At 61.2% G+C, this 25,988-nt stretch carries 33 protein-coding genes; 29 read left to right on the plus strand and 4 right to left on the minus strand.

The features are described from left to right. The first annotated feature begins 35 nt into the window (after window positions 1-35). From BW995_RS10415 to BW995_RS10445, 7 genes are all read left to right on the plus strand, one after another. Entirely contained in the window at window positions 36-1,127 is a 1,092-nt protein-coding gene (locus BW995_RS10415; protein ID WP_076400245.1) for a phage portal protein, read from the plus strand. Next, complete coding sequence (locus tag BW995_RS10420) at window positions 1,124-2,743, plus strand: terminase large subunit domain-containing protein (RefSeq protein WP_076400247.1); 1,620 nt, start codon at window positions 1,124-1,126, stop codon at window positions 2,741-2,743. The genes BW995_RS10415 and BW995_RS10420 overlap by 4 nt, the downstream gene beginning before the upstream one ends. Next, window positions 2,743-3,171, plus strand: a complete 429-nt coding sequence (locus tag BW995_RS10425) for a phage virion morphogenesis protein (protein WP_076400250.1) — start codon at window positions 2,743-2,745, stop codon at window positions 3,169-3,171. The genes BW995_RS10420 and BW995_RS10425 overlap by 1 nt, the downstream gene beginning before the upstream one ends. Window positions 3,172-3,184: 13 nt before the next feature. Beyond that, the gene (locus tag BW995_RS10430; RefSeq protein ID WP_084194746.1) at window positions 3,185-3,823 is read left to right on the plus strand and encodes a glycoside hydrolase family 108 protein; all 639 of its coding nucleotides are present in this window, start codon (window positions 3,185-3,187) and stop codon (window positions 3,821-3,823) included. A gap of 84 nt (window positions 3,824-3,907) precedes the next feature. Then, complete coding sequence (locus BW995_RS10435) at window positions 3,908-4,102, plus strand: hypothetical protein (RefSeq protein WP_076400252.1); 195 nt, start codon at window positions 3,908-3,910, stop codon at window positions 4,100-4,102. Between the two features lie 2 nt (window positions 4,103-4,104). Continuing rightward, entirely contained in the window at window positions 4,105-4,380 is a 276-nt protein-coding gene (locus BW995_RS10440) for a hypothetical protein (protein ID WP_076400255.1), read from the plus strand. Window positions 4,381-4,382: 2 nt separating this feature from the next. Further along, entirely contained in the window at window positions 4,383-4,616 is a 234-nt protein-coding gene (locus tag BW995_RS10445; RefSeq protein WP_076400257.1) for a hypothetical protein, read from the plus strand. A gap of 9 nt (window positions 4,617-4,625) precedes the next feature. Here BW995_RS10445 and BW995_RS10450 read toward each other — a convergent pair whose 3' ends face one another. Continuing rightward, window positions 4,626-5,159: a helix-turn-helix domain-containing protein gene (locus BW995_RS10450; RefSeq protein WP_076400259.1), complete on the minus strand. Its 534-nt coding sequence runs from the start codon at window positions 5,157-5,159 to the stop codon at window positions 4,626-4,628. 389 nt (window positions 5,160-5,548) lie between these two features. Here BW995_RS10450 and BW995_RS10460 point away from each other — a divergent pair, with 389 nt between their 5' ends. The 15 genes from BW995_RS10460 (at window position 5,549) to BW995_RS10525 (ending at window position 17,976) form a co-directional block, all read left to right on the plus strand. Beyond that, window positions 5,549-6,157, plus strand: a complete 609-nt coding sequence (locus tag BW995_RS10460; protein ID WP_245821410.1) for a BRO-N domain-containing protein — start codon at window positions 5,549-5,551, stop codon at window positions 6,155-6,157. Window positions 6,158-6,169: 12 nt separating this feature from the next. Then, entirely contained in the window at window positions 6,170-6,430 is a 261-nt protein-coding gene (locus BW995_RS10465) for a hypothetical protein (RefSeq protein ID WP_076400264.1), read from the plus strand. Then, window positions 6,423-6,785: a hypothetical protein gene (locus tag BW995_RS10470; protein WP_076400266.1), complete on the plus strand. Its 363-nt coding sequence runs from the start codon at window positions 6,423-6,425 to the stop codon at window positions 6,783-6,785. The genes BW995_RS10465 and BW995_RS10470 overlap by 8 nt, the downstream gene beginning before the upstream one ends. Beyond that, a complete protein-coding gene (locus BW995_RS20780; RefSeq protein ID WP_175617037.1) occupies window positions 6,772-7,134 on the plus strand; it encodes a hypothetical protein in 363 nt (120 codons plus the stop codon). Before BW995_RS10470 ends, BW995_RS20780 begins: the two co-directional genes overlap by 14 nt. Window positions 7,135-7,165: 31 nt before the next feature. After that, the gene (locus tag BW995_RS10480; protein ID WP_076400270.1) at window positions 7,166-9,733 is read left to right on the plus strand and encodes a Mu transposase C-terminal domain-containing protein; all 2,568 of its coding nucleotides are present in this window, start codon (window positions 7,166-7,168) and stop codon (window positions 9,731-9,733) included. Between the two features lie 50 nt (window positions 9,734-9,783). Continuing rightward, window positions 9,784-10,482 carry an ATP-binding protein gene (locus tag BW995_RS10485; protein ID WP_076400272.1) on the plus strand — a complete coding sequence of 233 codons (699 nt, stop codon included), beginning with the start codon at window positions 9,784-9,786 and terminating at the stop codon, window positions 10,480-10,482. After that, entirely contained in the window at window positions 10,482-10,703 is a 222-nt protein-coding gene (locus BW995_RS10490) for a hypothetical protein (RefSeq protein ID WP_076400275.1), read from the plus strand. Before BW995_RS10485 ends, BW995_RS10490 begins: the two co-directional genes overlap by 1 nt. Before the next feature lie 33 nt (window positions 10,704-10,736). Beyond that, window positions 10,737-10,997: a hypothetical protein gene (locus BW995_RS20475; protein ID WP_139332855.1), complete on the plus strand. Its 261-nt coding sequence runs from the start codon at window positions 10,737-10,739 to the stop codon at window positions 10,995-10,997. Next, window positions 10,990-11,634, plus strand: a complete 645-nt coding sequence (locus BW995_RS10495) for a DUF3164 family protein (RefSeq protein ID WP_175617038.1) — start codon at window positions 10,990-10,992, stop codon at window positions 11,632-11,634. The genes BW995_RS20475 and BW995_RS10495 overlap by 8 nt, the downstream gene beginning before the upstream one ends. 3 nt (window positions 11,635-11,637) lie before the next feature. After that, window positions 11,638-12,117 (plus strand): hypothetical protein, encoded by a 480-nt coding sequence (locus BW995_RS10500; protein WP_076400279.1) that lies wholly within the window; start codon window positions 11,638-11,640, stop codon window positions 12,115-12,117. A 20-nt stretch (window positions 12,118-12,137) separates the two neighbouring features. Then, complete coding sequence (locus BW995_RS10505) at window positions 12,138-12,503, plus strand: phage protein GemA/Gp16 family protein (protein ID WP_175617039.1); 366 nt, start codon at window positions 12,138-12,140, stop codon at window positions 12,501-12,503. 147 nt (window positions 12,504-12,650) lie between these two features. Beyond that, the gene (locus tag BW995_RS10510) at window positions 12,651-13,991 is read left to right on the plus strand and encodes a structural protein (RefSeq protein WP_076400282.1); all 1,341 of its coding nucleotides are present in this window, start codon (window positions 12,651-12,653) and stop codon (window positions 13,989-13,991) included. Beyond that, on the plus strand, window positions 13,970-14,341 hold the full coding sequence (locus tag BW995_RS10515) for a hypothetical protein (protein WP_076400284.1): 372 nt from the start codon (window positions 13,970-13,972) through the stop codon (window positions 14,339-14,341). Before BW995_RS10510 ends, BW995_RS10515 begins: the two co-directional genes overlap by 22 nt. 414 nt (window positions 14,342-14,755) lie before the next feature. Next, window positions 14,756-17,398: an alanine--tRNA ligase gene (gene alaS, locus BW995_RS10520; RefSeq protein WP_076400461.1), complete on the plus strand. Its 2,643-nt coding sequence runs from the start codon at window positions 14,756-14,758 to the stop codon at window positions 17,396-17,398. A gap of 233 nt (window positions 17,399-17,631) precedes the next feature. Next, entirely contained in the window at window positions 17,632-17,976 is a 345-nt protein-coding gene (locus tag BW995_RS10525; RefSeq protein ID WP_076400286.1) for a phasin family protein, read from the plus strand. Between the two features lie 248 nt (window positions 17,977-18,224). Here the strand turns inward: BW995_RS10525 and BW995_RS10530 are convergent, their stop codons facing one another. Both BW995_RS10530 and BW995_RS10535 read right to left on the minus strand, forming a co-directional pair. Further along, a complete protein-coding gene (locus tag BW995_RS10530) occupies window positions 18,225-18,554 on the minus strand; it encodes a YnfA family protein (RefSeq protein WP_076400289.1) in 330 nt (109 codons plus the stop codon). Between the two features lie 4 nt (window positions 18,555-18,558). Next, complete coding sequence (locus BW995_RS10535; RefSeq protein ID WP_076400291.1) at window positions 18,559-19,434, minus strand: creatininase family protein; 876 nt, start codon at window positions 19,432-19,434, stop codon at window positions 18,559-18,561. Between the two features lie 175 nt (window positions 19,435-19,609). On the opposite strand from BW995_RS10535, the gene BW995_RS10540 reads away from it, so the two are divergent. Further along, entirely contained in the window at window positions 19,610-20,452 is an 843-nt protein-coding gene (locus tag BW995_RS10540) for an AAA family ATPase (RefSeq protein ID WP_076400462.1), read from the plus strand. Here the strand turns inward: BW995_RS10540 and BW995_RS10545 are convergent. Continuing rightward, a complete protein-coding gene (locus BW995_RS10545) occupies window positions 20,427-20,822 on the minus strand; it encodes a hypothetical protein (RefSeq protein WP_076400293.1) in 396 nt (131 codons plus the stop codon). The two genes, BW995_RS10540 and BW995_RS10545, sit on opposite strands and share 26 nt — an antisense overlap. 412 nt (window positions 20,823-21,234) lie before the next feature. Here BW995_RS10545 and BW995_RS10550 point away from each other — a divergent pair, with 412 nt between their 5' ends. The 6 genes from BW995_RS10550 (at window position 21,235) to BW995_RS10575 (ending at window position 25,873) form a co-directional block, all read left to right on the plus strand. Then, on the plus strand, window positions 21,235-22,422 hold the full coding sequence (locus tag BW995_RS10550) for a vWA domain-containing protein (protein ID WP_076400295.1): 1,188 nt from the start codon (window positions 21,235-21,237) through the stop codon (window positions 22,420-22,422). An 11-nt stretch (window positions 22,423-22,433) separates the two neighbouring features. Then, window positions 22,434-23,153 (plus strand): MliC family protein, encoded by a 720-nt coding sequence (locus BW995_RS10555; RefSeq protein WP_076400297.1) that lies wholly within the window; start codon window positions 22,434-22,436, stop codon window positions 23,151-23,153. Between the two features lie 38 nt (window positions 23,154-23,191). Next, on the plus strand, window positions 23,192-23,668 hold the full coding sequence (locus BW995_RS10560) for a CreA family protein (RefSeq protein WP_084194769.1): 477 nt from the start codon (window positions 23,192-23,194) through the stop codon (window positions 23,666-23,668). A 123-nt stretch (window positions 23,669-23,791) separates the two neighbouring features. Further along, a complete protein-coding gene (locus tag BW995_RS10565) occupies window positions 23,792-24,550 on the plus strand; it encodes an SAM-dependent methyltransferase (RefSeq protein WP_175617040.1) in 759 nt (252 codons plus the stop codon). A gap of 4 nt (window positions 24,551-24,554) precedes the next feature. After that, the gene (locus BW995_RS10570; RefSeq protein WP_076400302.1) at window positions 24,555-24,833 is read left to right on the plus strand and encodes a hypothetical protein; all 279 of its coding nucleotides are present in this window, start codon (window positions 24,555-24,557) and stop codon (window positions 24,831-24,833) included. Window positions 24,834-24,886: 53 nt separating this feature from the next. Then, the gene (locus BW995_RS10575) at window positions 24,887-25,873 is read left to right on the plus strand and encodes a trypsin-like serine peptidase (protein ID WP_076400304.1); all 987 of its coding nucleotides are present in this window, start codon (window positions 24,887-24,889) and stop codon (window positions 25,871-25,873) included. Window positions 25,874-25,988 lie beyond the last annotated feature (115 nt).

A 25,988-nucleotide genomic window follows, 5' to 3' on the forward strand; every position in this document is an offset into this window, starting at 1 on the left:
AGCCTCATGCACCCCGATGAGGCGACCAAAACACCATGAACGACGCCATCGTGATCAAGAGTATCAACGGCGGTACCAATCCATTTGCCCGGCTGTTGTCTCCGGCGGCGGTCGGGATTGGTGATGCCATCACATGGCCGGTTGACCCGCTGGCACTGGCCCGGATGTACCTGTCATCAACCGTGCATGCGACCTGTTGCCACCGCGTGGCCGAAGCCGCGTTTGGCTATGGCGTCAACAGTCCGCGCTTTGATGACCTGTGCGAGGCCGGGGCGATTGATTTGCTGGTGACGGCGGGGGTGGACCTGCGCACCTACGGTAATGCCTTTATCCAGCGTATCCGTTACCGGCAACGGCTGGTCGCCCTGCGCACGTTGCCTGCGTGGTCGGTCTCCCGGCGGCGCGATGGGTCATATGTGCAGGTGATCGACAGCGGCAGCGGGACGCCGGAAACCATCCTGCTGGCCGCCGACGAGGTATTGCACCTGCGCGCCCCTGATCCGGTGCGCGGTCATTACGCGCTGCCGCAATGGATTTCCTCTGGTCCGATGATGGCACTGGCAAATGCCGCGACAGAATACAATCAGCGCTTCTTTGACAACAACGGCCTGCCCGATTCAATCCTGACTGTTGCCGGGGCAATTCTGACCGACAACCAGAAGAAACAGGCTCAGGAGTTCTTCAGCGACAATTACAAGGGTCTGTACAATTCCCGGAAGACTTTGTTGCTGAACTTCGACAACAAGGAAGTCTCGGTTGATGTCAACATCCCGCGCCCGGAGAAGGACGGCGATTTCCTGAAGCTGCTGGAATTTGCCCGTGACGATATCCCGATTGCCCACGGCGTGCCGTCGCGGCTGGTCGGGATTGCCAAAGCCCTGGGGATTGGCGGACAAGGTGAACAGTCGGCACAGATGATTGCCTTCGAGCGCTTTACCTGCCTGCCGGTGCGCCGGTCGGTGGCCGGGCAACTGCGTCCGGTGTTGCAGGAAGCAGGCATTGACCACCGCCAGTTCGCCATCCTGCCGCCGCCGGATGTGGATGGCGACGGCAGGGCCGATCAGGCCAGCGACACGCAGGAGGCCACCGCCGAACTGCTGAAATCCTTTCTGGGCACCCGGTCATGAGCCGGGGCCGCAAGGGCAGCCCGGAATGGGTGCGCGCCGAGGCGCACGCCATGTATCTGGACGGACTGGACAGCAGCGAGATTGCCGCCGTCCTGCTGTCCCGTCACAAGCTGGATGTGTCCCCGCGCACCGTGCGCAACTGGATCAAGGCCGGAAACTGGGGCGATGCCCTGCGCGCCCGGCAGCAGACCCCCGGATACCTGGAGGCGCAGATCAACCGGCTGGCCCGCAAGGCCAACCCGACGCAGGCCGACGCCCAGAAAATCGCCATGCTGACCAAATCGCTGGATCGCCTGCGCCGGGTCGCCCCCAAGCCCAGACCGGTGCCGACCGTCCGCCATGCTGTCAGTGCGGACCTGCTGGCACTGGCAACGTCCCCGGATTACGGGCTGTATAAGTACCAATTGAAGTATCTGATTGATCCTTCACGGTTTCTTCTCTGTCTGAAGTCCCGACAGATCGGGTTCAGCTATGTGGTTGCCCTGAAAGTGGTGCTGCGGGCGATGGCCGGGCGGCAACAGTTGGTGGTTTCTGCCAGTCAGCGGCAGGCCAGCAAGTTCCTGAACTACGTCCGCCACCATTGCGGCAAGTTGGGCATCCTGCTGGATGACGACAAAGCCGACCATGTACGGATCGGGGGCACCAGCATCTACGCCCTTCCCCCCAATTTCCGGACCATTCAGGGCGACCCCGGCGACGTGGTGTTTGACGAATTCGCATGGGTGATGAACCAGAAGCGGGTGTGGGAAGCGCTGGTGCCATCCATTACCGCCGTGGGCGGTACGCTGGAAGTGCTGTCTACACCGTTCCTTCCCGGCTCCCTGTTCTGGCGCATGGCGACCAACCATGAAGGCAAGTACGACCAGTTCACCCGCCTGCGGATCAGCATTCATGACGCCATAGCCGACGGCATGCCATTGCCCGGCGGCATTGAAGACCTGCGCAGCCTGTTTGACGCAGATTCCTGGGCCATGATGTACGAATTGCAGTGGGCCGAGGATGGTACCGCCCTGCTGTCGTGGGCCGATCTGCAAGCCTGCACCACTCCCGCCGACGCTTACGCCGATACACCGGGCCGCTGGGGCGGGCTTGACCTTGGCCGCACCAATGACCGCACGTGGCTGTCTATCGTCGGCGAGGTGGAGGGCGCACGCGGTCCCCTGTTCCCGTTGGTGGACTGGGCCGACTGGAAGGGCGTGCGCTTCGATGATCAGCGGGCGCTGGTGCTGGATGCCTGCGCGAAGCATCCCGGACTGGAACGCCTGAACATTGATGGCACCGGCATCGGCTGGATGCTGGGCGAACAGCTTCAGGCGGAAATGCCGGATATCGCCGTGCGGCGGACCATTACCCAGCAGTACAAAGCGAAAATCGCCACCAACCTTGCCCGGCTGGTGGAGCGGCGGCAGGTGTTGTTGCCGCCTGATCCCGGCTTGCTGGCCCAAATGCACGCCGTCAAGAAGATCGCCGGGGCAAACACCATCCGATATGACGCCGACCACACGGCAGACGGGCATGCCGATGCCTTCTGGTCGCTGGCGCTGGCCCTTGACGGCATGGCCCCCGGTGCCATCGGCGGGCAACGGGGCGGCAGCCTGACGGTGGAGTGCTGGTAATGGCCGGGATCAACCTGCAACGGGTCTCGCTGCTGCTGGCCGAACGGGTCCGCGAGATTGCCACCCGTCAGGGCCGGGTGCCGTTCGACCGCGGCGACCTGCGCAAGTCGCATGTGGTCCAGCCCTCGGGGTCGTTTGGCGCAGAGGTGGGGTCGAACATGCCCTATGCCCGCGCCGTCCACGATGGCCGCCCGGCCCTGATCATCCGCCCGAAAACCGCCAAAGGTCTGTTCTGGGGCGGCGCAGACCACCCGGTGAAGTCGGTGTTCCAGCCCGCCCGCACCGGTCGCCCCTGGCTGCGCGATGCCATCGCCGAGATGAACGGCGAACCGCTGGATTTCCTTACCCCCCACATCGGCCCGCAGGCAACGCAGATGTTGGCCGATGCCCTGCAATCCCTGCGCTCCCTTCACGTCAAGAAAGGTTGAGAAAGGCTGACCAATGAGCAAAACCACCAAAGCCCCGACCACCCCCGGCGAGCAAACCCCCGCCACGCCCGCTACGGGGGCTGTGGAGTCGCATGTCGAGGGTTCCGCTGCCCCCGATACCCCCGACACCACCAGCGACTCCACGCCCCCGCAAAACGGGCAGGAACAGGGATCGGCATTCGACCATGCCCTTGCCTTCGTCCTGTCCGAGGAAGGCGGCTACGTCAACGATCCCCGCGATGGTGGGGGCGAAACCAATTTTGGCATCAGTCGCCGGGCCTATCCGGGGGTGGACATCGCCGGATTGACCCGCGATCAGGCGGCGGAAATCTATCGCCGCGACTACTGGGATGCCTGCAAGTGCGACCAGATGCCCGCGCCGTGGGCGGTGGCAGTGTTCGATACCGCCGTCAATCAGGGCAGCGGGGCGGCGGCGTTCCTGCTGCAAACCGCGCTGGGTCTGAAGGCCGATACCATCATCGGCCCCAAAACGCTGGCCGCCGTCACCGCCGCCGGGCCGGACAAACTGAACCGCTATCTCGCCTGGCGGATCAAGCGCTACACCGGCACGGCAAATTTTGACCGCTATGGCGTCGGCTGGATTGGCCGGGTGTTGCGTCTGCAAGCCCTACTGACCTCGGGCTTGCGCTAACCCTCCTCCCGCCGCGCCCCGCTGGCGGGTGGGGGCGCGCACCGGGTCACACGGCACCCGCCATCATCGTTCGGAGTCCACACCATGCTGAAACTCATCCTCGCCTTCGCCCTCGACCGACTGAAGGAACGCTCCACCTGGCTGGGCGTGATCGGTCTGGCAACCGCTGCCGGGGTCGGCCTGACCCCCGATCAGGCTGCCGCCATCGCCACCGGTGGCGCGGCTGTCGCCTCCGCCGTCGCGGCGTTTACCCCCGATAGCTCGAGCAAAAAGGACTGATCATGACCATCGACTATCACGCCCTGGGCGTTTACAGCGAAGCGGCAGAAACCGCCCGGCAGGCAGCCCATGACCGCACCCTTGCCCTCAACGACCTGACCCGCCTGCTGACCCTGACCTCCGGCGGCGGCATGGCGCTTGCCCGCAGTCTGGACCGCGATCAGGCAAACCGCCTGTGGAATCAGGTGCAGGCAGCAGATACCCGCATGATGGATGCGGTTGGCATCGCCAACGCCGCCGCCCCGCTGTGCGGCCGCCCCCTGCTGGCGGTGCGCTGAAAATGGGCACCAGCACGGAGCGTGTCCGGGCCTATCGAAAGCGCCTGCGCACAGCACAGGACCGGCAGGTACAGTGCCGCGTCCCCGCCGGGCAGGTGGACATGCTCCGGCTGGCGGCCCGTCTCCTGCGGTCGGCGGACCCCGAAACGGTCCGCCGCACCCGCAATTCCCTGATGATTGTCAGGGATGCCATCCGGCAAAAACAAAGGGCCGATGACGATGCATCGGCCCTTTGATGTTATCGGTCACAACTTCTCTTTATTAGACAGAGCCTTTGCAAAATATGGCAGGTCATATCTGTGATTTTTCTTAATATATTCAATATAATTTTCTCGATTTATTTTTCCTGAGTCCAGAAGTAGTTTCTTTTCCCTATCAAATTCTCCCATCAAGAACATAATCTGAAGACCAGTAGACATTCCTATCTGATCTAGTTTTTCTTCCTCCATAAAAGCTAACTCTTCCGGTGCATATTCACTGAGCAATGCTGTTGCGATATGAATTCCCACCGCAGCCATAATGTCAATATCGAACAATTTAAATTCAGTAGGCTCCCGAACAATCGACTCCCCAAATATGAAGTAGTCAATTTTTTTTCCAGTAGCTACGCATGCCATTAGCATGAATTCAATTGGCATCGAGTTTCTAGACTTCCAAGAAGAGATAGTCTTTTTCGATACCTCAAAATACTCACCTAGCTGAGTATCAGTCTGTATTTTTAGTGCATCCTTTATTCTGGTTAAGACGGCTTCAACATCAATTGTTGGAGATGGCTTCACAGAAACCTCCTGTCCTCAAAATGAAGAAAATTCCTTGACAGTCCTCAAAATGAGGGCAATCATGTCCTCATAAAGCAGACTATCAGGAACTACCCAACTATGAAAGTCGCATCACCATCCCAAGCACTCTTCAGCCTTGTGAGGGGAGGCCTAATTCAAGAAGGCTCAAGTTTCTCCCTTTGGTGCCGATTAAACGGTGTGTGCCGAATGAACGCGACATACGCCCTTCTTGGCAAACGGAACGGCCCGAAAGCGAGGGCGCTTCGTGCCCGTTTGGCCACTGCCGCAGGCGTAACCGTTGCAGAGCCACCCCTTACCCCAAGACAGCGAGGTTACAAATGAACGCCCTCACTCCCTTCAATTTTGAGAACCACCCCATCCGTCATGTGATGAACGATGACCAACCGTGGTTTGTGCTGGCCGATGTGTGCAAGGCCATCCAGTTGTCCTCACACAAGGGGGGATACGAGCAGCACGTACGAAAACTGGATGCGGATGAGAAGCGGCGCATTCCCCTCAGCACTCTTGAGAGGGGTAACCCCACATTTGACACCGGGGTGGAAAAGACGGGTCCCTGTGCGTGGATGATTTCAGAAGCCGGTCTGTACACCATCATGATGCGGTGTGATGCAGCGATGACCCCCGGCTCCCTGCCTTATCGGTTCCGCAAATGGGTGACTTCGGAAGTCCTCCCCACGATCCGCCGCACCGGCAGCTATCAGGGGCAAGCCAGGGTGTCAGCAGTAATGACACCCCCCGCCGCCATCACTCCGGCCCCGACCGGGATTGATCCGGCCCGCTATGCCGCCCTGCTGGAACAGCACATGGCCCTGAAGGATGAACTGGCTGCCTGCAAGGCGGTCGCAAGTGACTCCTCCCGGACGGTGAACCTGATCAACCGGCTGGTCCTCGAAACCACCCTCTCCAATGACCGGATTGCCGCAATCGCCGCTGCCAGTCCGCAACTCGTCAGCTACATCCGCAGCCTGTCCGCTTGAAAGGAACACGGAATGAATAGCTCTCAAGACTGTGCGCGGGGTTTTGTCCGCAGCAAGCCTCAACCAACACGGGCGGAAGCCCTGCGGTTTGCCTCTCACGTAATGACGAGTGGGGATCGCCGACTGTTCTATGGGGTTGCGGATACCCTGACCTGTGAAAGCGCCCTTGCCGCCTTGAAGGATCAGGCGGTGGATCTGTCCGAACACATGGCGATAGCGATGCTGGAATACGCCATGGAAGGGGATGCGGTCAGGAGTGCGAATGATGAGTGACCAGACCCAACAAGTCACCATTACCGCCGACATTACAATACACGGCGAAGAAAAGCAGGTCGCCTGCGCTTCCGTGGTTACAGAGGGCATGGGTGGCATCCTCACTGAAGTGTTGGGAGCCGCCCTGGAGATCATCTTGCTGAACCGGAAAAACCCCCTCCTCTCAATCGATTTCATGGCAGCCCTTTGCGATGTCTCGGATGAATTATGGGCTATTACGGACGGTGATGCCCCTGATTGGGGTCTGTATCGGCAGAAGCTGTGCCATATCGCCGGGATTGCCCTGGTCGCTATCCGTGCCTACGACAAGGAAAAGGACAGGCCATTCTTCGGGGGTGATGATGTCCGACATTGACCTGCAAGACCTTTCAAAGGCTGAACTGATTGCGCTGATCCAGCGCAACATCCCCTTCTTCAGACCGACGCATTTGCTAGAGGTCCGTATCAATACCCTCGAGAGGAAGGCCACCGCAGCGTTCGATGCGTATGTCTGCGCATCCAAACGCAGTCGCGATGCTGCACAACCGTTACAGCAGGCATGGGCCGCATTCCGCTCTGAAGGCTCCCCGGCTGCGCTCGAAACTGCAACGAAGAAACAGCTCGAGTGGGATACCGCCCACACCGAGGCGAACAAACACTATGCCCAGTACACGCGCCTGGAAAATGCGGCCCATCAGCTGCGGACCAAGCTCCTCACCCTCTGACCATCCCGTTCTTTCAGAAGGTCCATTCCTGATGACTGCCCCTGTCTATCTCACCGCCGATCAGTTCGCCGCCACTCTCGGGATTTCATCCGAGATGGCGCGAAAGGTGCTGCGCCGGGCCGGAGCGGAAGGGAAGCCATACAAAGGGGTTTCTCTGGATGTTCGGTTCGAGAAAAGCCGCTCGGCAACTGGAGGGTCATGGCTGGTCAATCAGGCGTCGGTTGATCGCCTGACCGCCGGAAGTCGGAACCCTCAGATTGCGGAAGTTATCGCCCTGACAGGCGAAGGCACAGAAGGTTCCGACTTCAAGGGCGGGGACGTGGTTTCCCTGCCCGTTCGGCAAGCCGTGGATCAGCAGGCGGAGGTTCCGACTTCCCTTCCGCAAGGGTTCCGACTTCCCGAAAAACAGGTTCCGACTTGCGGTGAAGTTTGCGGAACCAGCGCCCATGAAGTCGGAACCTCTCCACACGGTGATAATGTCATTACCCTGCCGGTGCCGGTTTCTCCAAAAAAGGTTCCGACTTCCGCCCCTGATTGCGGAAGTGCGTGGCTGACGGCTGACCAGTTCGCCAGCCTTGCGGGCATCACTGATCGCGCCGCCCGTCTTGCCCTGCAGGCGGGTACCTATCGCGGCTATGCCCTGACGATTGACACCGTTGCCGGACGGGGTGGCCGGGGCGGTATCAGCTATCGCGTGGATGCCACCACCCTGCCGCCCGACCTGTACGAACGCTGGCGGGCGACACAGGCCCCGGCCAGCGTGCCGGGCGGGGCGGTGATTACTGGCGACGTGTCGGCCCTGCCTGCCTCTGCTCTGGCGCTGTGGCGGCTGTCGCTGATCAGTGACGCCCTGCGCCACCCGGAAGGCTCTGCTGCCCGCCGTCGCGCCCTGATGGCCGGGGCTGGCCTGAAGCTGACCCCGGACGGCAAGACCAGGCGTGTCGGGCTGCGTACCCTGTACGACTGGATCAACCGCTATCAGACCGGCGGCGTCGGGGCACTGAACAACGCCCCCAAGGGCACCAGGGGGATCAAGCGGGTGGTGGTCAGCCGTGCCTTTGACGATGCCGCCCGTGCCGCCGGGCTGGGGCCTGCCGACCTTGCCGCGATCAGCGCGGCGCTGGAACTGTATATCCGCTCGCTGTGGAGCGAGGGCACGGCGGGCTGGCGCAATATCTCCCTGCTGGCGAGCACCCAGCTTCAGGCGCTGGCCCACAAGGCGGGCTGGCCGCAACCGACCCCGGACGCCTGTGCGGTCAACCGCCGGATGGTGGAAACGTGGCGGGACTACGAAATCCTTGCCATCCAGAAGCGGGATGCCAAGGCATTCTTTGACCACTACCTGCCCCGTGTTGCACGCAACCGCGATGCCTATGCGCCGATGCATCTGGTGATCGGTGACGTGCATCACCTTGATATTGTTGTTGAACGCCCGGATGGAACCGACGTCTACCCCAAAATCATCGCGTGGCACGACATTGCGACCAACCGCGTTTACGCATCGCTGATCTTCCTTGAGCGTGGCGAAGGCGTGAAGCGCTGGCATGTCGGCATGAGCTTTGCCGCGATGGTGGAGGCATGGGGCCTGCCGCGCACCCTGTATCTGGACAACGGGTCCGAATACACGTGGGACAGCATGATGCAGACCTTTGCCGACCTGTCCGCCGCCTGTCATGGCCGTATTGATGTGCGGATGGTGGAGCATGAGAGCGGGGTCCGTGACCTGCGCACCCGCGCTATCGCGGCGGTCAAGCGTGCCCGCCCCTACAACGCCCCGGCCAAGCCGATTGAGGGGCTGTTCAGTGTCCTGACCAACACCATTTTCCCGGCCATGCCGGGCTATATCGGTGGCGATCGGACCAAGGCGAAAAAGGAACATGTGGGCCGTCCGCCCAAGGCGTTCAGCGGTGGGTACGAAGCGTTTCATGAAGCGCTGGATACTGCGTTGGAGTTCTACCATTGCAAGCCGCAGGGCGGGTTCCTTGACGGTAAAAGCCCTGATGCCGCCTTGCGTGCAGCCATCGCCGACGGCTGGCAGGCGGTGCGGATTGACGCCGATACCCTGCTGATGGCTTTTGCCGAAGAGGAACGCCGGGTGGTGCGCAAGGGCCGCGTTTCCTGCAACGGGATCACCTGGTACGCCGACGACCTGTTGACGATGACCGGCCAGAGCGTGCGGGTGCGCGTCGCCCCACATGCGCCGGACGTCGCCTACATCCTTGATAACACAGGCTTGATCTGCGCTGCCCAGCCGGAACAGACCTATGACTATCTGGATGGGGCCGGGGCCAAGGAACAAGCCCGCCGGGCAAAGGTGCTGCACCGTGCCATTGCCGAAAAGCGGCGGAACACCTGCCGCCTTGATCTGGTGGCAGAGATGGGACGGCACGTGCAGGCGGTTGCCGCGCAGGCCGGTGGCGTCCCGCAGATACCGGGGGATGTGGCAGTGTCCCTGTCCCCCGAAGCTGAAGCGATGGCCTCAGCATCCCGTGCGCTGGCCGACCAGCGGGCGGAACGGGCAACGGTCAAGGCCGCTGCCGTTGAATACAGCCAGTTTGCCGATATCGAAACCGAGGACGCTTCAGGGCTGTCGTGGTGACGCACGCCAGTTGTTCCCTGAAACGCCCCCACACACACGGAGTGCAACCCTTGGATATCATTGAAACCAAAAACGTCAAGAAGGCCCTGCGTCTGGCCGAGACTGTCATTGCATCTTCTGACCGTCGCATCGGCCAGATTGTAGGCGAACCGGGCAGCGGCAAGACCGCCCTGAGCAAGCTGCTGGCAGAACGATTCTCGGGCATCCGGGTCTGCTGTTTCGAAGGCATCAGCAAGGCGCAGTTGACCCGCGACATCCTCGAAGCCTCTGGGGCCACCCTGCCGGGGGGCACCAGCTATGACATGATGGCCTTCAGCCGCCAAATTCTGCCCGGTCGGCTGATCATCGTTGATGAGGCCAACCACCTGCGCATCCAGCAATTGGAACGGGTTCGCTATTTCTGCGACGAACTGGGCACCGCCGCCATCCTGATGGGCACTCCGCTGGTCAACAAGGTGTTGTCAGCGCAGGCAACTGCCGTGCTGACCAAACAGCTTACCGGGCGCATCGGCAGCAAGCGTCTGGACATCAGCCCGATGGACCCGCGCGAACTGGCGGCAACCGTGCTGGTTCCGGCCTTTGGCGACCTCGGGCCGGACCTGTCCAAAGCCTTTCACGCCCTGACCGGCGGATGGTGGCGCGAGGCGCTGGAACTGGTCGATGGCATCAAGCGGATCATGGCCGCCAACAAGCTGGAGTCGGTGACCCTGTCTGTCCTGACCGCCGCCAAGAAGGAAGGGGCCATGTGATGAACCTCTCCTTGTCAGAGCAATTGCTGAGGTTACAGACGTTGCTTGAACCCGGTCGTTCCTGCGGCATGACGCTGGAAGCCCGATCCGTCCGGCTGCTCTACTCCCATCTGGTCGCCATGCGCGAACAGGCCATCTGCCTTGAACGCCGCACACCAATCCCGGCGGGCCTGTCTGATCCACTGCCGCCGCGCGTGCCTGGCCTGCGGGTCGGGATGTGAGGGAGACGGATGATGCGATTGCATGACTGTGACATGACCGTCAATGGCAAGACCCTGCCCAGCAAAATGCCCGACGGGCTCATGGCCCACTTCCCCAACACTGGCCCTGTGGGTGCCTCATGCGGTGAGTGCGAGCATTTTGGCAAAACATCAGTGGTCGGCATCGGCAAATGCCTGAAAGCCGCTGAACTTCTGAAGGCTTTGAAGTGTGGCTCCCCACGTCACAAGGATCGAATTCCCGCCCATACCGCTGCCTGTAAATATTTCCATCGGAAAGGTAATGAAAATGACTGAGGAAATGTACCGTATCGACCGTGACGGCAACAAAATTGCCACGAAAAACATTCGTCCGCAGGAACTTCTTGAAGACCAGCTTGTTCAGGCTCTGGCTGAACAAGCGGAAAAACTCAGCCTTACCCTTGCCGAATACAAGGCTCATGCGTTCACCGAAGTGCTGACCTTGCGCGATGTTCTGCGCGAAAACTATCAGGCGAAGCGTGGCGGCAAAAAGGGCAATATGACCCTGTATACCTTTGATGGGTCTTACAAGGTCGAAATGGCCCACGCTGACCGGATCGAATTTGGCCCGGACCTTGAGGTTGCTCGCGCCTTGATCGGCGAGTATCTCGACAGCGTTACCACCGGGGCCGGTGATGAATTGCGGACCCTGATCAGCAGTGTCTTCCGTATGGGGGAAGATCGATCCGCCAAGGTCGGAGACGTGCTGTCCCTGCTGCGCTGGGATATTCAGCACCCGAAGTGGGTGGATGCCATGGCTGCCATCCGCAACAGCATCCGCGTCTATGACCGCGCGTCCTATATCCGCGTCTACCGCCGTGATGATGCCGGTGCCTACCATGCCATCCCCCTTGATCTTGCCAAAGTCCCGGTTGCCTCTGCGACCCACTACACCACGACCCCGGAGGCGTAAAACATGGCCGATAAAATGGATTTTACCCCCGATCTGGGCGACGCTGCCGCCGATATCCTGCGCCCGATCCTGCGCGCCAAGGTCGGCAAGCGGGCCGGGCAGATTGCCCCGGACATGCTGCAAAGTGTTGCCGGGATCGGAGAGGCTCGCCTGAAGGCGTTGAAGGAGACGGGTCGGGGGCAACCCCCGACCCTCGGGCAGTGGCTACATCTCGTCGAACAGTTTGGCCTCGACCTGCTCAATCCGACCCTGAAGCTGGTCGGCTTTGAAGCCAAACCTACGGATGACAATACCGACCATCACCAGACCAATCCGTACACCGCACTCCGGGCGCTGGCCCGGCGGCTGGACAGTCTGACGGCTCGGCTTGAAGACGGTGTGTTCACTCCGCAAGAACGCCTGGACAGCGCGCGTGATCTGGAAGAACTGGGCCGTGAACTGACTGCCTATGTGCAGGGTTGGCGCGCATCGTTGGGGCAATGACCATGGACCGGGCCAAAGCCATGCGACAGATACATGCCCTGCGTCGCAAGATCACCGGGTTGGATGATGACACTGCATGGCGGGCGCTGCTGGCTCGCCATGGCTCAGACAGCTTGCGGGCCATGACCGATGCGCAGATTGGCACCGTCGCCCGCACACTGTCCGGGATGGTCCCCCGTACCAACACCAGCACGGCGACCAGGGCGCAGCTTGCCAAGCTGTCGGCCCTTGGTCGCGCCAAGGGCTGGGGAGCTGACGGCGACGTGCTGGCCGATCCGGCCATGCTGGCGTTTGTCCGACGGACTGCACATGTCGATCATCCCCGCTGGCTGACAGTGCGGCAGGCGTCGGATTGCATAACGGGATTAGAGAGATGGCAGACCTGAGCGACAGCATGGCATGCCCTGTCTGCGGTGGCAGGACCACGGTCTACCGCCGTGATGGTGCAACCAGTTACCGATACCGACGGTGCGAGGCATGTGACCATGCCTTTGTCACGCAAGAAACAATTGTTGGATACAAGGTGCGGCGCTATGGGCCACGACGATCTAAGACGGGCAATCTGCAAGCTGAACTATCGCTCGGCGATACTGAAGGCGGATAGCCTCCTTGAAGAAACAATACAAGCCCTGAAGGATGCCTTGACCCGCAGTTTCAGGGAGGCCACCAGGGCGGCATTGACAGAAGCCCTTGATCAGATACGGGAGATGGACGCGGGCGCATTTGACAATGCCGCCCGCGATGCGCTTATGCAGGGCATAGAACGCCATGTCGGTGCCGATGCCCTGCGGTCTGCAATGCGCCCCACCGTGATAGACCTGTCTGATGTGCTGTACCGCGCAGGCCAGCAGGAGGTGGCGCAGGGGGCCGGGGTTGATATCGCCTTCGGCAAGCCTGACCGCGACGCCCTGTCGATCCTGACGGAGGGAAACCTGTATTGGGTTGGACGGCACTGGGACGCCCATACCCACCAGTCATTTGACCGCATCCTGTCCGAGTACTTTGACAAGGGGATGACCCGTGATGATCTGGCTCGCCGGATCGCTGCCGATTTCGGAACCCTCTCTGATAAATCGGCACACTACTGGGACACGCTGGCCGACCACGTCGCCACCAAGACCCGCGAACTGGGACGCACCAAGGCGTACAGCCGGGCAGGTGTCGAATACGTCAAGGTTCGCGCCCACATGGACGCCAAGACCTCTGACGTGTGTAAGGCGATGCACGGGCGGGTTATCGCAGTCACACGGCTGGAAGATCAGGCAGACGCCTATCTGGGGGCCATCAAACGGGGGAACATGGTGGCTGCCAAGGAAAGCTGGACCATGCACGGTGACGGCGGAGGACTTGCAGACAAGCCTACCTCAGCCCTGCCCGCCGGGACCGGCGCACCGCCCTACCATCACCGCTGCCGGACGATTACCGTGATGTACTTTGCCCCCACATCCGATGTTGACCGGTGGAAAGAGGCCGTCGAAAACCGGGAGAAGCTACCTCGGAAAGATATGGCCGATCTGGTCGAAAGGCTGGCTCAGGCGAAGTGGCGTAGCCCTCAGCAGATGAAGGGGCACTACAAAAAGCATGGCGATAGCTGGGGCAGCCTGGAAGCCTACAGCGCAGCCGCTGTGAATATGATCCGCCGGGGGAAACGCGATGTGTATTTATCAGTGCGCGGCGGTCGTTTGAAGGCTGTGTTCGTTGAACCCTACCAAGGCCGGAAAGGCCCATCAAACCGGATGGTGGTGGTGGATGTGGCGGGGCAGCAAATCGAAACAATGCACAAGCGCAGTACCTTGTTGAACAAGATTGATGATGTGTCGGTGCAGGTCCAAAGCGGACGGGGGATCATGAAATGGTTGAAGTCGATGATGTGACGTGGCTGTTGGGCCTGATGGATTGGTTCGACCCAATCAGGGATGGGCGCGAAAACGGCTATGACTATGACGGCGACCTCCTGTTGCCTGCTCGGACGGCGCTGGAACTGATCAGGGACCGACTGACTGTCGATCAGGTCGCCGTCTTGACCGTGTGGGATCAGTGGATGATGGATCACCCGGTACAGTTCAACCAGTTCTTCGCAGCAGAACACCACAGGCTGAAAGCAGAAGACCGGCAGGAGGCTTGCCGTGGTTATGTGTGGGACGATGACGGAGAGCCGCCGCCTGTCCCGAAAGATCACTGGTGGTGGTTCCCACTTCCCACAAACACGAAGCCCCGGCAATGACCGGGGCTTCATTTTTTCCGCAACGGGCAACCACGGGCAAGATATGGCAATAATTCGATGCGGTTTTCTGTGTGCCAATCCCGGCCTTGCGGACAGTATACCGCGTTCATGCCCCGCAGATCAGTGGCCGTTTGCGCCGATCCGGCCATGCAATTTGATATGTGCCATCAGTGCTATTATTTCCTAACCCCCCTACTTGCCGGGGAAAAAAGCCGGGCCCGCCCGGCATGCGTCTGCCCTGCCGGGGAAAAAAGCCGGTAATGTGCGTCTTTGCGTGGAAAAATGCTGCTGCTTGCTGGACAGCAACCCCATAGGACAGGTAGAAAGTCAGCTTCGTAGCGTTTCCCGCCGCTGCCGGGTCAGGTATGGGGCAGGGAATGGCGCCTGTTAAGCGACCTGGGAATGATCCTGGCCATGAAGACGACAAACGATATTCGCAGCACCTTCCTGAATTACTTCGCCCGCAATGGTCACGAAGTGATCTCCTCCAGCCCGCTGGTGCCGCGCAACGATCCGACGCTGATGTTCACCAACGCCGGTATGGTGCAGTTCAAGAACGTCTTTACCGGACAGGAGACGCGCCCCTACAGCCGCGCCGCCACGTCGCAAAAGTGCGTGCGCGCCGGTGGCAAGCACAACGACCTTGATAACGTTGGCTATACCGCCCGCCACCACACTTTCTTTGAAATGCTGGGGAACTTTTCCTTTGGCGACTATTTCAAGGAAAATGCCATCGAGCTGGCGTGGAACCTGATCACCCGCGAATTCGGCCTGCCGCAGGAAAAACTGCTGGTCACCGTCCACAGCTCGGACGAGGACGCCGCTGGCCTGTGGCGCAAGATTGCCGGTCTGTCCGATGATCGCATCATCCGCATCCCGACCAGCGACAACTTCTGGTCGATGGGCGATACCGGCCCGTGCGGTCCGTGCTCGGAAATCTTCTTTGACCACGGCGACAAGATCCCCGGTGGCCCGCCGGGCAGCCCGGATCAGGACGGTGACCGCTTCATCGAAATCTGGAACCTGGTGTTCATGCAGTATGAACAGCTGGCACCGGACAACCGCATCGCCCTGCCCAAGCCGTCGATCGACACCGGCATGGGGCTGGAACGTCTGGCGGCGGTGCTGCAGGGCCAGCACGACAACTATGACATCGACCTGATGCGCAACCTGATCGTGGCGACCGCCGAAGCGGCGGGCACCGATCCGGACGGGGTGCACAAGGTCAGCCATCGGGTGATCGCCGACCATCTGCGCTCGTCGTGCTTCCTGATCGCCGACGGCGTGCTGCCGTCGAACGAAGGCCGGGGCTATGTGCTGCGCCGTATCATGCGCCGCGCCATGCGCCACGCCCACATGATGGGCGCGCAGGAACCGGTGCTGTACAAGCTGGTGGCGGCGCTGGTGCGCAACATGGGGCAGGCGTTCCCGGAACTGGAACGCGCCCAGGCGCTGATCACCGAGACCCTGAAGCTGGAAGAAACCCGGTTCAACCAGATGCTGGTCCGTGGCCTGCGGCTGCTGGAAGACGAAAAGGGCCGTCTGGCCACCGGCGGCACGCTGGCCGGTGAGGTGGCGTTCAAGCTGTACGACACCTATGGCTTCCCGCTCGATCTGACGCAGGACGCCCTGCGCGGTGAAGGCTACAAGGTTGACGTCGATGGCTTTAACGTCTCGATGGAAAAGGCCCGTGCCGAAGCCCGCAAGTCGTGGGCCGGGTCGGGCGAAGCCGCCACCGAAACCGTGTGGTTTGAACTGCACGAAAAGGTCGGGGCCAGCGAGTTCCTCGGCTATGCCACCGAAACCGCCGAAGGTCAGGTGACCGCGCTGGTGGTTGATGGCAAGGCGGTCGATCAGGCCTCTGCCGGTCAGACGGTGGCGGTGATCTGCAACCAGACTCCGTTCTATGGCGAGTCGGGTGGTCAGACCGGCGACCATGGCGTGATCCATGTCGGCGAAGGCAAGGGCCGGGTGGTGATCAGCGATACCCAGAAAAAGCTGGGTGATCTGGTGATCCATCTGGGGACGGTGGAAAGCGGCTCGATCCATGTCGGGTCGGCGGTGTTCCTTGAGGTTGATGGGGCCTATCGTTCGGCGGTGCGGGCCAACCACTCGGCCACTCACCTGCTGCATGCCGCCCTGCGTCAGCGTCTGGGCGATCACGTCACCCAGAAAGGCTCGCTGGTCGATGCCGAACGCCTGCGCTTTGACATCTCGCACCCCAAGGCCCTGTCCGCCGAGGAAATCGCCGATGTCGAAACGGTGGTCAATGCCGCCGTGCGCGCCAACGCCGATGTCTCCACCCGCCTGATGGACCCGGAGTCGGCGATCAAGGCCGGTGCGATGGCCCTGTTCGGCGAAAAGTACGGCGACGAAGTGCGCGTGGTGTCGATGGGCGGCCATTCGATCGAACTGTGCGGCGGCACCCACGTCCGCCGGACCGGCGATATCGGCTTTGTCAAGGTGATCGCCGAAAGTGCGGTTGGATCGGGCGTGCGTCGTATCGAAGCGGTGACCGGCGGGGCAGCTCTGTCCTACACCGTGCAGCGCGATGCCCTGCTCATCCAGGCCGCCGATGTGCTGAAGACCACCGCTGCCGACCTGCCGGGCCGTGTGCTGGCCTTGCAGGACGAAAAGCGCCGTCTGGAACGCGAACTGGCCGAAACCCGCAAGAAACTGGCGCTGGCAGGAACCGGTGCTGCCGGCTCTGACAGCGGCAGCAAGACAGTGGGTGGCGTGGCCTTCTCCGGTCGGGTGCTGGACGGCGTTCCGGCCAAGGAACTGAAGGGCATGGCCGACGAGATCAAGAAACAGGTCGGATCGGGCGTGGTGGCACTGATTGCCGTTGATGATGGCAAGGCCAGTCTGGTGGTGGCTGTCACTGACGACCTGACCGCCAGCCTGTCGGCGGTCGAGCTGGTGCGTGCTGGCTCGGCGGTGGTCGGCGGCAAGGGCGGCGGTGGCCGTCCGGACATGGCTCAGGCCGGTGGCCCGGATGGCGACAAGGCTGCCGAAGCCCTGGCCGCAATCGAGGCTGTGCTGGCCGCACGCGGGTAAGCTGCCTGCTGTGTGATGCGGAAACGCCGACGGTACCGAAAGGTCCGTCGGCGTTTTTTTTATGTCCACGATTCATGGCAGTCCAATGAAAATGGTGCAGCGCACAAAAAAGAGCATTGACATGTACCGCACAGGCGCTATCTTAAGCTTATGTTGCAACGCAGCATAGGAGTGGCGCCGCAGAAACCTTGATAGCCGCTCCCCGACAGCAGCCCAAGAGAGGAGCCACGTCCATGTTCAAGAATTATGATGATGTCCTGTCCTTCAACAAAGCCAACGTTGACGCCGCCGTGCTGTATGGCACCAAGCTGGCCACCGGCATCGAAGAAGTGACCAAGGAAGTGTTCGGCTACACCAGCAAGTCGCTGGAAGGCGCGCTGGAAAACGCCAAGGCGATTTCGGGTTGCAAGACCGCCGCCGAAGTCGCCCAGCTTCAGCAGAAGCTGGCCAAGGACAGCTGGGACGGTTTCGTTGCCGAAGCCACCAAGCTGGGCGAAATGGGCACCGTGATTGCCAAGTCCGCTGCCGAGCCGATCCAGGCCCGTTACAAGGCCGTGTTCGAAAACTTCGGCAAGTAATCTGTTCCGGCTTCCGGAGGGAGGTTGAGCCGCTGTCCGGTGGCTCCCTTTTCTGGTGTCCCCCGCCTCTGGCAGCCGTCTGTTTTGTGTGTGCGTTTGTCTCTCCCGTTCCTCCCTGAACGGAATCCTCAGCCCCGGTCCTTCACAGGAACCGGGGCTTTTTTTTGCCTTTGTCAGCTCCCGCCACCTTTGTTCCTGTCAGGCTCCGCCACCTTTATTCCTGTTAGGCTCCGCCACCTTTATTCCTGTTAGGCTCCGCCACGGGGAGCCAGCAGGATGATCAGGGCACCGCTCAGGCACAGCGCACCACCGATCAGGTCCCAGCGGTCGGGACGGACGCCTTCGACCAGCGCCATCCATGCCAGCGATGACAGGATGTAGATGCCGCCATAGGCCGCATAGGCCCGTCCGGCAAAGTCGGCCTCGACGCGGGTCAGCAGCCAGGCAAACAACACCAGACTGATCACCCCCGGCAACAGCCAGAGCGGAGACTTGCCCAGCCGCAGCCACGCCCAGAAGGCAAAGCATCCAGCAATTTCAGCCCCGGCAGCGAGGAGGTAGGTTGCAAGGGCACTCACGGCACTACTGCGCCGCTGGCGCGCTGTCTTCCTGCGCCTGATCTGCCTTGATTTCGGCAGCAACGCTGCGGACTTCGGCGATGGTGGCCAGCACGCTGGTGATCTTGTGCTCCAGACTGGCGCGGCCAATCTCCGAGGTTGCCAGATCGGGGCGGCCACTGGCGCCCGAGGCTTCGACCGCGCCGGGGGTGCGGGGCAGGGTGCTTTGGCGCACGCCATCGGAACAGCAGGCCAGCATCTCGGCGGTTTCGATCAGGCCGCCGTGGTCGCCGTTCTGCTCCGGCGTCAGGCGGAATTTTGCCAACAGCTCCTTCTCAAAATCGCTGTCGGGGCTGACGTCGGCCAGACCGACCACCACCCCTTCGACCGCCCAGCTCTTGTTCAGGGCGCGGGCGGTGTCGCGCAGGGCATCGGCGGCGGCGGGCTGGTTGGTCAGCAGGATCAGATGATGGATGCCGTGGACCTTCAGGCTGGCGGTGACTTCGGCCACCAGCGAGCCGATGCTGTCCGGTGACATGTGCAGGGTCCCCGGCCAGCGCAGCGTCCCCAGACTGTCGTCGCTGATTTCCGGTGCAAAAGGCACCACCGGCGCGATCAGGGTCCACTGGTCCTTTTTGGCCGCCGCGGTGGCAATGGTGGTCAGCACGCGGTTGTTGGCCCCCAGCACCAGATGCGAGCCGCGGGCCTCAATGCCGCCCAACGGCAACAGCACGGTATCGACGCCCTGTTGCATGGCGGTGCGCAGTTCCAGCCAGGTCAGGTCGGCCAGCCATACCGAGGGCAGGGCAGGTGCATCGGCAGCGCGGCTGGCTGTCGGCTGAACGACGGCACAGGAGAGGGCGAGGGCAGCGACAGAGGCAAGGCGGCGCAAGGACAGCATGGCAGATCCACAGATACGGCAGGAGATAACGGCAGGGACGGTGCAGTGTTCCCTGCTTTTCCGTTCAGGGCAAGCAAAGCTGACGTGGCGACAGCCTTGATTGTTGGCGCAGGCGGGCCTATAGCGGAGATAACCGTCTTTACCACAGGGAGGCGCGGCGATGGCCCCGCAGGACATGAAATTTTCCAGTACCGAGTCCTATGTTGCCACGGAAGACCTGATGGTGGCGGTCAATGCGGCGATCACCCTGCGGCGGCCGCTGTTGATCAAGGGCGAGCCGGGGACCGGCAAGACGGTGCTGGCGCGCGAAGTGGCGCAGTCGTTGGGGGTGCCGCTGATTTCCTGGCACGTCAAATCGACCACCAAGGCCCAGCATGGCCTGTATGAATACGATGCGGTATCCCGCCTGCGCGATTCCCAGCTTGGCGACCCGAAGGTGAACGACATCGCCAATTACATTCGCCCCGGCAAGCTGTGGGAGGCCTTTGAGCGCGGGCGGGCGGTGCTGTTGATCGACGAGATCGACAAGGCGGATATCGAATTCCCCAACGACCTGCTGCAAGAGCTGGACCGGATGGAATTTTATGTCCATGAAACCGGGCAGACCATTGCCGCCGTCGAGAGGCCGGTGGTGATCATCACCTCGAACAATGAAAAGGAACTGCCGGACGCCTTTTTGCGCCGCTGCTTTTTCCACTATATCCGCTTCCCCGATGTGGCAACGATGGAACAGATCATCGCGGTGCATTATCCGGGGATCAAGGCGGCGCTGATTCAAGAGGCGTTGTCGCTGTTCTATCAACTGCGCGATGTCAACGGCCTGAAGAAAAAGCCGTCCACCAGCGAGCTGCTGGACTGGATTCGCTTGCTGGTGGCCGATGACCTCGACCCGCAGGCGTTGCGGGCCAAGGATGTCAAAACGATGCTGCCACCCCTGCACGGGGCGTTGCTGAAGAACGAGCAGGATGTTCACACGCTGGAACGAATGGCCTTCATGGCCCGTCGGGAGCGGGGTTGATCACGTCCAGACCTTTCAGCATCAACGGTTTGCCATCGGGGGCATTGACCACCGCCCCACTGGCAAGGCGGCGGACAAACCAGCCGCGCTGTTCGGCCTGATCCAGCAGGGTGCCGGGATTGATTGCTTTATAACCATCCAGATGCTGGTCATAGCTGCCGCCGTCGGACCAGAATTTCAGTTCACGGACCAGCTCGTTGTCGGTCAGATGGCTGGCCTGCCGGGTCAGCCATTGCATGCGCAGGTCATCCAGATCGGCGGCGCCCAGTTGCAAATCCAGCGCGCGTTCGGTCAGACTGGCGCGAAACTCATGCCAGGTTCCGGCACCGCTCAGCAGGCGTTGGGCTTCGGCATAGGGGGACTCGGACATGGGAACTCCGTTGTGCAAAGCGTGTGGTGGTGGTGATAGAGCATTGTGCGAAAAGTGGGAACCGGCTTTCGCAAAAACAATGCGGTAGAACAGAAACTTGGAGCGGCGAGCGCAAAAGTGGGCACAGGACACGACAGTTGGCGGGATCAGTGCGGGCTACCGCCCGAGCCCGTTCGGGGGCCAATGCCCCCGATCCCCCATTTTTCTTTAAAAATCAAATTCATGGGGTCCGGGGCCTAAAGGCCCCGGCGAGGTGTGGAGCAGCGCTCCATGATCCTGCTTTCTGTTTGTCGTGTACCGTGGAGTCACGTTCAAGGCCCACAGCTCCGCGTTAACCATGAAAATGCCGCCTGTGGTCAGGTGGGGACGTGGGTTCCCCGAGGCTCAGGCTTTTGCCGGTGAGGATATCCAGATGTTTACCTCCCTGTTTTACCAGCTCAAGGCGGCGTCGGTGCCGGTCAGCCTGAATGAATATCTGGTGTTGCTGGAGGCAGTCCAGGCGGGCTGTGCCAGTTATCGCGTCGAAGATTTCTATTATCTGGCGCGGGCAACGCTGGTGAAGGACGAGCGCAACCTCGACAAGTTCGACCGGGTGTTTGCCCGGGTTTTCGAGGGCGTCAGCAGTCTGGCAGCCGATGATCTGGCGGAAAAGGCCGATATCCCCGAAGAATGGCTGCGCAAACTGGCCGAAAAGTTCCTGACCGATGAGGAAAAGGCGCAAATTGCCAGCCTGGGCGGCTGGGATGCCCTGATGGAGACGCTGAAAAAGCGTCTGGAAGAGCAAAAGGACCGCCATCAGGGTGGAAACAAGTGGATTGGTACCGCTGGCACCTCGCCGTTCGGGGCCTATGGCTATAACCCCGAGGGCATCCGTATCGGCCAGCACCAGTCCCGCCACCGGCGGGCGGTGAAGGTGTGGGACAAGCGCGAGTTCCGCGATCTGGATGATCAGGTCGAGCTGGGGACACGCTCGTTGAAGGTGGCCTTGCGTCGCCTGCGCCGCTTTGCCCGGCAAGGGGCGGACACCGAACTGGATCTGGATGGCACCATCCGGGAAACGGCGCGACAGGGCGGGTTACTGGACCTGCAACTGAGGCCCGAGCGGCACAACACGGTGAAGGTTTTGTTATTTCTGGATGTCGGCGGGTCGATGGATGACCACATCCAGATGTGCGAAGAGCTGTTTTCAGCTTGCCGGTCCGAGTTCAAGCATCTGGAATATTTCTATTTTCACAATTGTGTGTATGAGTCGGTCTGGCGGGATAACGGTCGGCGATTTTCTGACCGCATTGGAATGCAAGACGTCTTGCGAACCTACCCGGCAGACTACAAATTGATCTTCGTCGGCGATGCGTCGATGAGTCCCTATGAACTGACCTACCCCGGTGGCTCGGTCGAGCACTGGAACGAGGAGCCAGGAAAACTATGGTTGGAACGAATGCTCACCGTGTGGCCGCACGCCGTTTGGCTGAACCCGGTTGACAAGCGCACCTGGTCCTATACCCATTCCCTCGCCATGGTCCGCGAGATCATGGAAAACCGCATGTACCCCCTGACCCTGGAAGGCATCGACGAGGCTATTCAAGCCCTGAGTCGGTGAGATCCCTTGTGATGACGATTCGCTTTTCTTCTGTTGTGATGTCCCTGGTGTCCGCCGCCGTGATGGCTGTCGGCCTGTCTGGCTGTGTGATGACCGGCTCCAGGCCGACCTCGACCTCTACGGCGTCTACTCCGGTTGCCAGCCCGCAGGGCGAAGAGGTGGCCTGGGTCTATGCCTGTGGTGATGGCACCCGCTTTACCGCCCGCTTCGAACCGGCTCAGGTGCGGGTGTTCCTGCCCGGTCGGTCGGTGCTGCTGTCGCAGACCGGCAACGGTGAGGATGCGGTACGGTACACCAAACAGCTGGACATCGGCGAAGCCGGGTTGATTACCAAGGGCAATCAGGCGGTGCTGTCCCTGCCGGGAACGCCGGATCGTCAATGCACCGGCGCCAAGGGGCCGGGGCCGTGGGAACTGGCCCGTCTGGCCGGGGTCAGTTTCCGGGCCGTTGGTCATGGCCCGGAATGGTTCCTTGAAATGGGGCAGGACAGCGGGGTGGTGTTCACTTCCGAAGCCACCGGGGGACGGACGATGTTCCCGTGGGGCCGCCCCGAGGCCGACGGCGACAAGGCGGTGTGGAACCTGCGCGGGCATAATGAAATGTTGACTGTGTTGTTGTCCAAGCGCCCGTGTCAGGATGAAACCAGCGGGGAAACCTTCGAGGCTTCGGTGACGGTTCTGATGGGCGGCAAGACATTCCAGGGCTGCGGTAAAACGCTGGGAGGGAATTGATGAGCGGACTCTTTGCCGGACGGCGCTGGCGGACGTTGATGGTCGGGGCGCTGCTGGCGGTGGGCATGGCCCCCGCCAGCGTGGCGCTGGCCGATGAAATCGGCTCGGTCGATACGGTGTTCAAGCTGTTGGGGCCAAACCACAAGATCGTTATTGATGGTTTTGATGATCCGCTGATCCCCGGTGTGGCCTGCCATGTGGCCAGTTCGCGCACCGGCGGCATTTCGGGGGCGCTGGGGCTGGCCGAGGATACCTCTGATGCCTCGATCGCCTGCCGACAGGTCGGCCCGATCAGCCTGCCCAAAGGGCTGAAAAAGCGCGATGGCGAGACGGTGTTCAGCGAACGCCGGTCGATCCTGTTCAAGAAAATGCAGGTTGTGCGGTTTTATGACGACAAGCGCAACGTGCTGGTTTATCTGGTCTACTCTGACAAGCTGGTTGACGGCTCGCCAAAGAATTCGATTTCTTCGGTGCCGGTGATGCCGTGGGTTGGGGAAGCTCCACGCGCGCAATAACGCGCAGGATGCCGTAAACAGGGGGGAATCATGCCGGACCAGTCTGCGAAGCCTTTGTCATATTATGGGACAGCATACAATCTGTCATACCAGTTGGATGCCTGTGAACAGGCACAGGCCAAAGTGGGTTTGTCCGGCAAGCGGGTGCTGGAAGTTGGCGGCAGCCTGCCGCGCGAGCTGGTCAAGGACTACTATGGTGTCAGCCAGTGGGTCTGTATCGAGCAGGAAGAATACTATCAGGTATTCAATGCCGGTGTTCCGGGGGGCAAGGCCAGAGCCTGGGGAGCGTTGAGCGATGTGCAGGACCCGGCAGCCTTGGGTGACTATGCGGTCGTGCTCGGTTCGATCGAAGACTTGCCGCCCGCGCTGTATGGTGCGTTCGATGTGGTGTTCTCTGTTGCTGCCTTTGAACACATCCACAAATTCGGCCTGGCCCTCGAAAAAATGGCGGCGGCCTTGACCCCCGACGGGCGGTTATTCAGTTTTTTTGCTCCGATTTGGTCCTCGTTCCGGGGGCATCATTTGCCCGAGATCACGGATTCAAGCGGGCAGGTGTTTTCGTTCAAAAACGACTCCTTGCCTCCGTGGATCCATTTGCGGATGCGACCACCCCAATTATATGCATGGCTGTTGCAGCAAACCGACAGCCAGACCGCCGGTCAGATTGTCTACTACATGTATCATTCGTCGTTGATCAATCGCTTGTTCGTCGAAGACTATGCCCGCTATTTCGCAGCCTCTCCCTTTACCGGCGATCTGAGCTGCGAGTACGAACAGCACGTGCCGCCCGATCTACAACAAAAGCTTGAGGCCCTGCATCCGGGATACAAGATTTTCTCGCCGATTGGCTTGCAAGCGGTCATGCGGTTGAGGGCGTCCTGAGGATATGATGCGATCTGCTGTCTTTTCTGTCTCGTTCCTGCGCACGCGGGGTGTTCCCATTCTGTTGGGAGCCCTGGCCGGAGTGGTGGCGGTTGGCGTGCTGGCGCTGTTCGGGGGCGGTTCGGCCAACAGGCCGGTGGTGGTGGCAACGCCTGCCAAACCGGGGGATTGCCGAACCTTCCACAAGACAATCCCCGACGGCGATCGCCAGCGGGTTGTGCAGGGGACGGTCTGCCTGCAGAATGATGGCTCATGGACTTTGGTGCCAAGCCAGCGGGGATAGAGATGGGGCAATACAGGCAGAGGGGCAGGCGTGCCGGGGGCGTTCTGGCTCTGATGCTGGTTGCCTTGCTGGGGACGGCGGGCAACAGTGATGCTGCTGATCCTGCAAAGGCAACAGCTGGAAAACCGGCGGACATGCGGCCCCGGCTGGTGGTCGATGCCACCTATTATCCCTTTTCGGCGGTGGGCCGGTTGCAGGCGGCCGGGCAGATTTTTTGCTCGGCAACGCTGATCAGCGCACGGGTGATCCTGACCGCCGGGCACTGCCTGTGGGACGCCAAGCGCAAGACGTGGCGGCCCGCCAATGATATCCATTTCGTTGCGGGCTATCAGCGATCCAGCTTTATCGCCCATGGGCAGGGTGTGCGCTATCTGTCTCCTCTGACCAAAGAAAACAAGGCTCCTGATGGGGCGTCGGTGCCCAATGACTGGGCGTTGGTCGAACTGGACCGCTCGATCGGCAATGATGTTGGCTGGCTGGGCCTGGGACTGGATCTGGCCGCGACGTTGAAAAAAGCCCAGACGGAAACGCCCGCAGCGGCACCGCCGCTGTTTCTGGTGGCTTACCGCGAAGACCGTGCCCATGCCCTCAGCCTGCAAAGCCCCTGCCGGATCACCCGCGAGATGCATCAGGGGGCAATGTTGCTGAATGATTGTCAAGTGGTCCATGGCAGTTCCGGGTCGCCGCTGATTGCTTATCAAAACGGGCAGTTTCTGGTGGTCGGGGTGACCAGTGCCCGCGTCAGCTATCAGGACCGGGCCAGTGAAACGGCCACCGTCGGCATTGCCCCGCTTGCCGAGGCGGTCGCCAGTTACAAGCTGATCCCGAATCAGTCGCAGGTTCGTCCGGCCACCTTGCAAAAGGGCCTGCAAACGCTGGTGGCGGCCTTGAGCGATGGCACGCCACCTGCCGCCAGCCCGGAAAGTCTGGAGCGTTTGCTGCGCGCTGGTCTGACCCGTGACAAGGTGGCCCTGCCGCCGATGTCATTCCCCGAGTTGCAAAAGTGCCGGGGCGATTGCGCGCAGGCCGACAAGCCATAAGGCTTTTGACACACTTTTATTCACAGTGCGCAGATTACAAAGCTGTTATGCTGTTGCGATACAGTGCCTTTCGGGCGGGTGTCGGTGTCCTGCGATGACAGACCCTGCTCAGGCA

This window comes from Insolitispirillum peregrinum (assembly GCF_900156605.1).
GTDB classification, from domain to species: domain Bacteria; phylum Pseudomonadota; class Alphaproteobacteria; order Rhodospirillales; family Rhodospirillaceae; genus Insolitispirillum; species Insolitispirillum peregrinum.

Bases quoted from the DNA above. Each gene is read 5' to 3' on its own strand.
- BW995_RS10415 (WP_076400245.1), top strand. From the start codon at position 36: ATGAACGACGCCATCGTGATCAAGAGTATCAACGGCGGTACCAATCCA.
- BW995_RS10420 (WP_076400247.1), top strand. From the start codon at position 1,124: ATGAGCCGGGGCCGCAAGGGCAGCCCGGAATGGGTGCGCGCCGAGGCG.
- BW995_RS10425 (WP_076400250.1), top strand. From the start codon at position 2,743: ATGGCCGGGATCAACCTGCAACGGGTCTCGCTGCTGCTGGCCGAACGG.
- BW995_RS10430 (WP_084194746.1), top strand. From the start codon at position 3,185: ATGAGCAAAACCACCAAAGCCCCGACCACCCCCGGCGAGCAAACCCCC.
- BW995_RS10435 (WP_076400252.1), top strand. From the start codon at position 3,908: ATGCTGAAACTCATCCTCGCCTTCGCCCTCGACCGACTGAAGGAACGC.
- BW995_RS10440 (WP_076400255.1), top strand. From the start codon at position 4,105: ATGACCATCGACTATCACGCCCTGGGCGTTTACAGCGAAGCGGCAGAA.
- BW995_RS10445 (WP_076400257.1), top strand. From the start codon at position 4,383: ATGGGCACCAGCACGGAGCGTGTCCGGGCCTATCGAAAGCGCCTGCGC.
- BW995_RS10460 (WP_245821410.1), top strand. From the start codon at position 5,549: ATGAACGATGACCAACCGTGGTTTGTGCTGGCCGATGTGTGCAAGGCC.
- BW995_RS10465 (WP_076400264.1), top strand. From the start codon at position 6,170: ATGAATAGCTCTCAAGACTGTGCGCGGGGTTTTGTCCGCAGCAAGCCT.
- BW995_RS10470 (WP_076400266.1), top strand. From the start codon at position 6,423: ATGAGTGACCAGACCCAACAAGTCACCATTACCGCCGACATTACAATA.
- BW995_RS20780 (WP_175617037.1), top strand. From the start codon at position 6,772: ATGTCCGACATTGACCTGCAAGACCTTTCAAAGGCTGAACTGATTGCG.
- BW995_RS10480 (WP_076400270.1), top strand. From the start codon at position 7,166: ATGACTGCCCCTGTCTATCTCACCGCCGATCAGTTCGCCGCCACTCTC.
- BW995_RS10490 (WP_076400275.1), top strand. From the start codon at position 10,482: ATGAACCTCTCCTTGTCAGAGCAATTGCTGAGGTTACAGACGTTGCTT.
- BW995_RS20475 (WP_139332855.1), top strand. From the start codon at position 10,737: ATGACCGTCAATGGCAAGACCCTGCCCAGCAAAATGCCCGACGGGCTC.
- BW995_RS10495 (WP_175617038.1), top strand. From the start codon at position 10,990: ATGACTGAGGAAATGTACCGTATCGACCGTGACGGCAACAAAATTGCC.
- BW995_RS10500 (WP_076400279.1), top strand. From the start codon at position 11,638: ATGGCCGATAAAATGGATTTTACCCCCGATCTGGGCGACGCTGCCGCC.
- BW995_RS10505 (WP_175617039.1), top strand. From the start codon at position 12,138: ATGCGACAGATACATGCCCTGCGTCGCAAGATCACCGGGTTGGATGAT.
- BW995_RS10510 (WP_076400282.1), top strand. From the start codon at position 12,651: ATGGGCCACGACGATCTAAGACGGGCAATCTGCAAGCTGAACTATCGC.
- BW995_RS10515 (WP_076400284.1), top strand. From the start codon at position 13,970: ATGGTTGAAGTCGATGATGTGACGTGGCTGTTGGGCCTGATGGATTGG.
- alaS (WP_076400461.1), top strand. From the start codon at position 14,756: ATGAAGACGACAAACGATATTCGCAGCACCTTCCTGAATTACTTCGCC.
- BW995_RS10525 (WP_076400286.1), top strand. From the start codon at position 17,632: ATGTTCAAGAATTATGATGATGTCCTGTCCTTCAACAAAGCCAACGTT.
- BW995_RS10535 (WP_076400291.1), bottom strand. From the start codon at position 19,434: ATGCTGTCCTTGCGCCGCCTTGCCTCTGTCGCTGCCCTCGCCCTCTCC.
- BW995_RS10540 (WP_076400462.1), top strand. From the start codon at position 19,610: ATGAAATTTTCCAGTACCGAGTCCTATGTTGCCACGGAAGACCTGATG.
- BW995_RS10545 (WP_076400293.1), bottom strand. From the start codon at position 20,822: ATGTCCGAGTCCCCCTATGCCGAAGCCCAACGCCTGCTGAGCGGTGCC.
- BW995_RS10550 (WP_076400295.1), top strand. From the start codon at position 21,235: ATGTTTACCTCCCTGTTTTACCAGCTCAAGGCGGCGTCGGTGCCGGTC.
- BW995_RS10555 (WP_076400297.1), top strand. From the start codon at position 22,434: ATGACGATTCGCTTTTCTTCTGTTGTGATGTCCCTGGTGTCCGCCGCC.
- BW995_RS10560 (WP_084194769.1), top strand. From the start codon at position 23,192: ATGGTCGGGGCGCTGCTGGCGGTGGGCATGGCCCCCGCCAGCGTGGCG.
- BW995_RS10570 (WP_076400302.1), top strand. From the start codon at position 24,555: ATGATGCGATCTGCTGTCTTTTCTGTCTCGTTCCTGCGCACGCGGGGT.
- BW995_RS10575 (WP_076400304.1), top strand. From the start codon at position 24,887: ATGCTGGTTGCCTTGCTGGGGACGGCGGGCAACAGTGATGCTGCTGAT.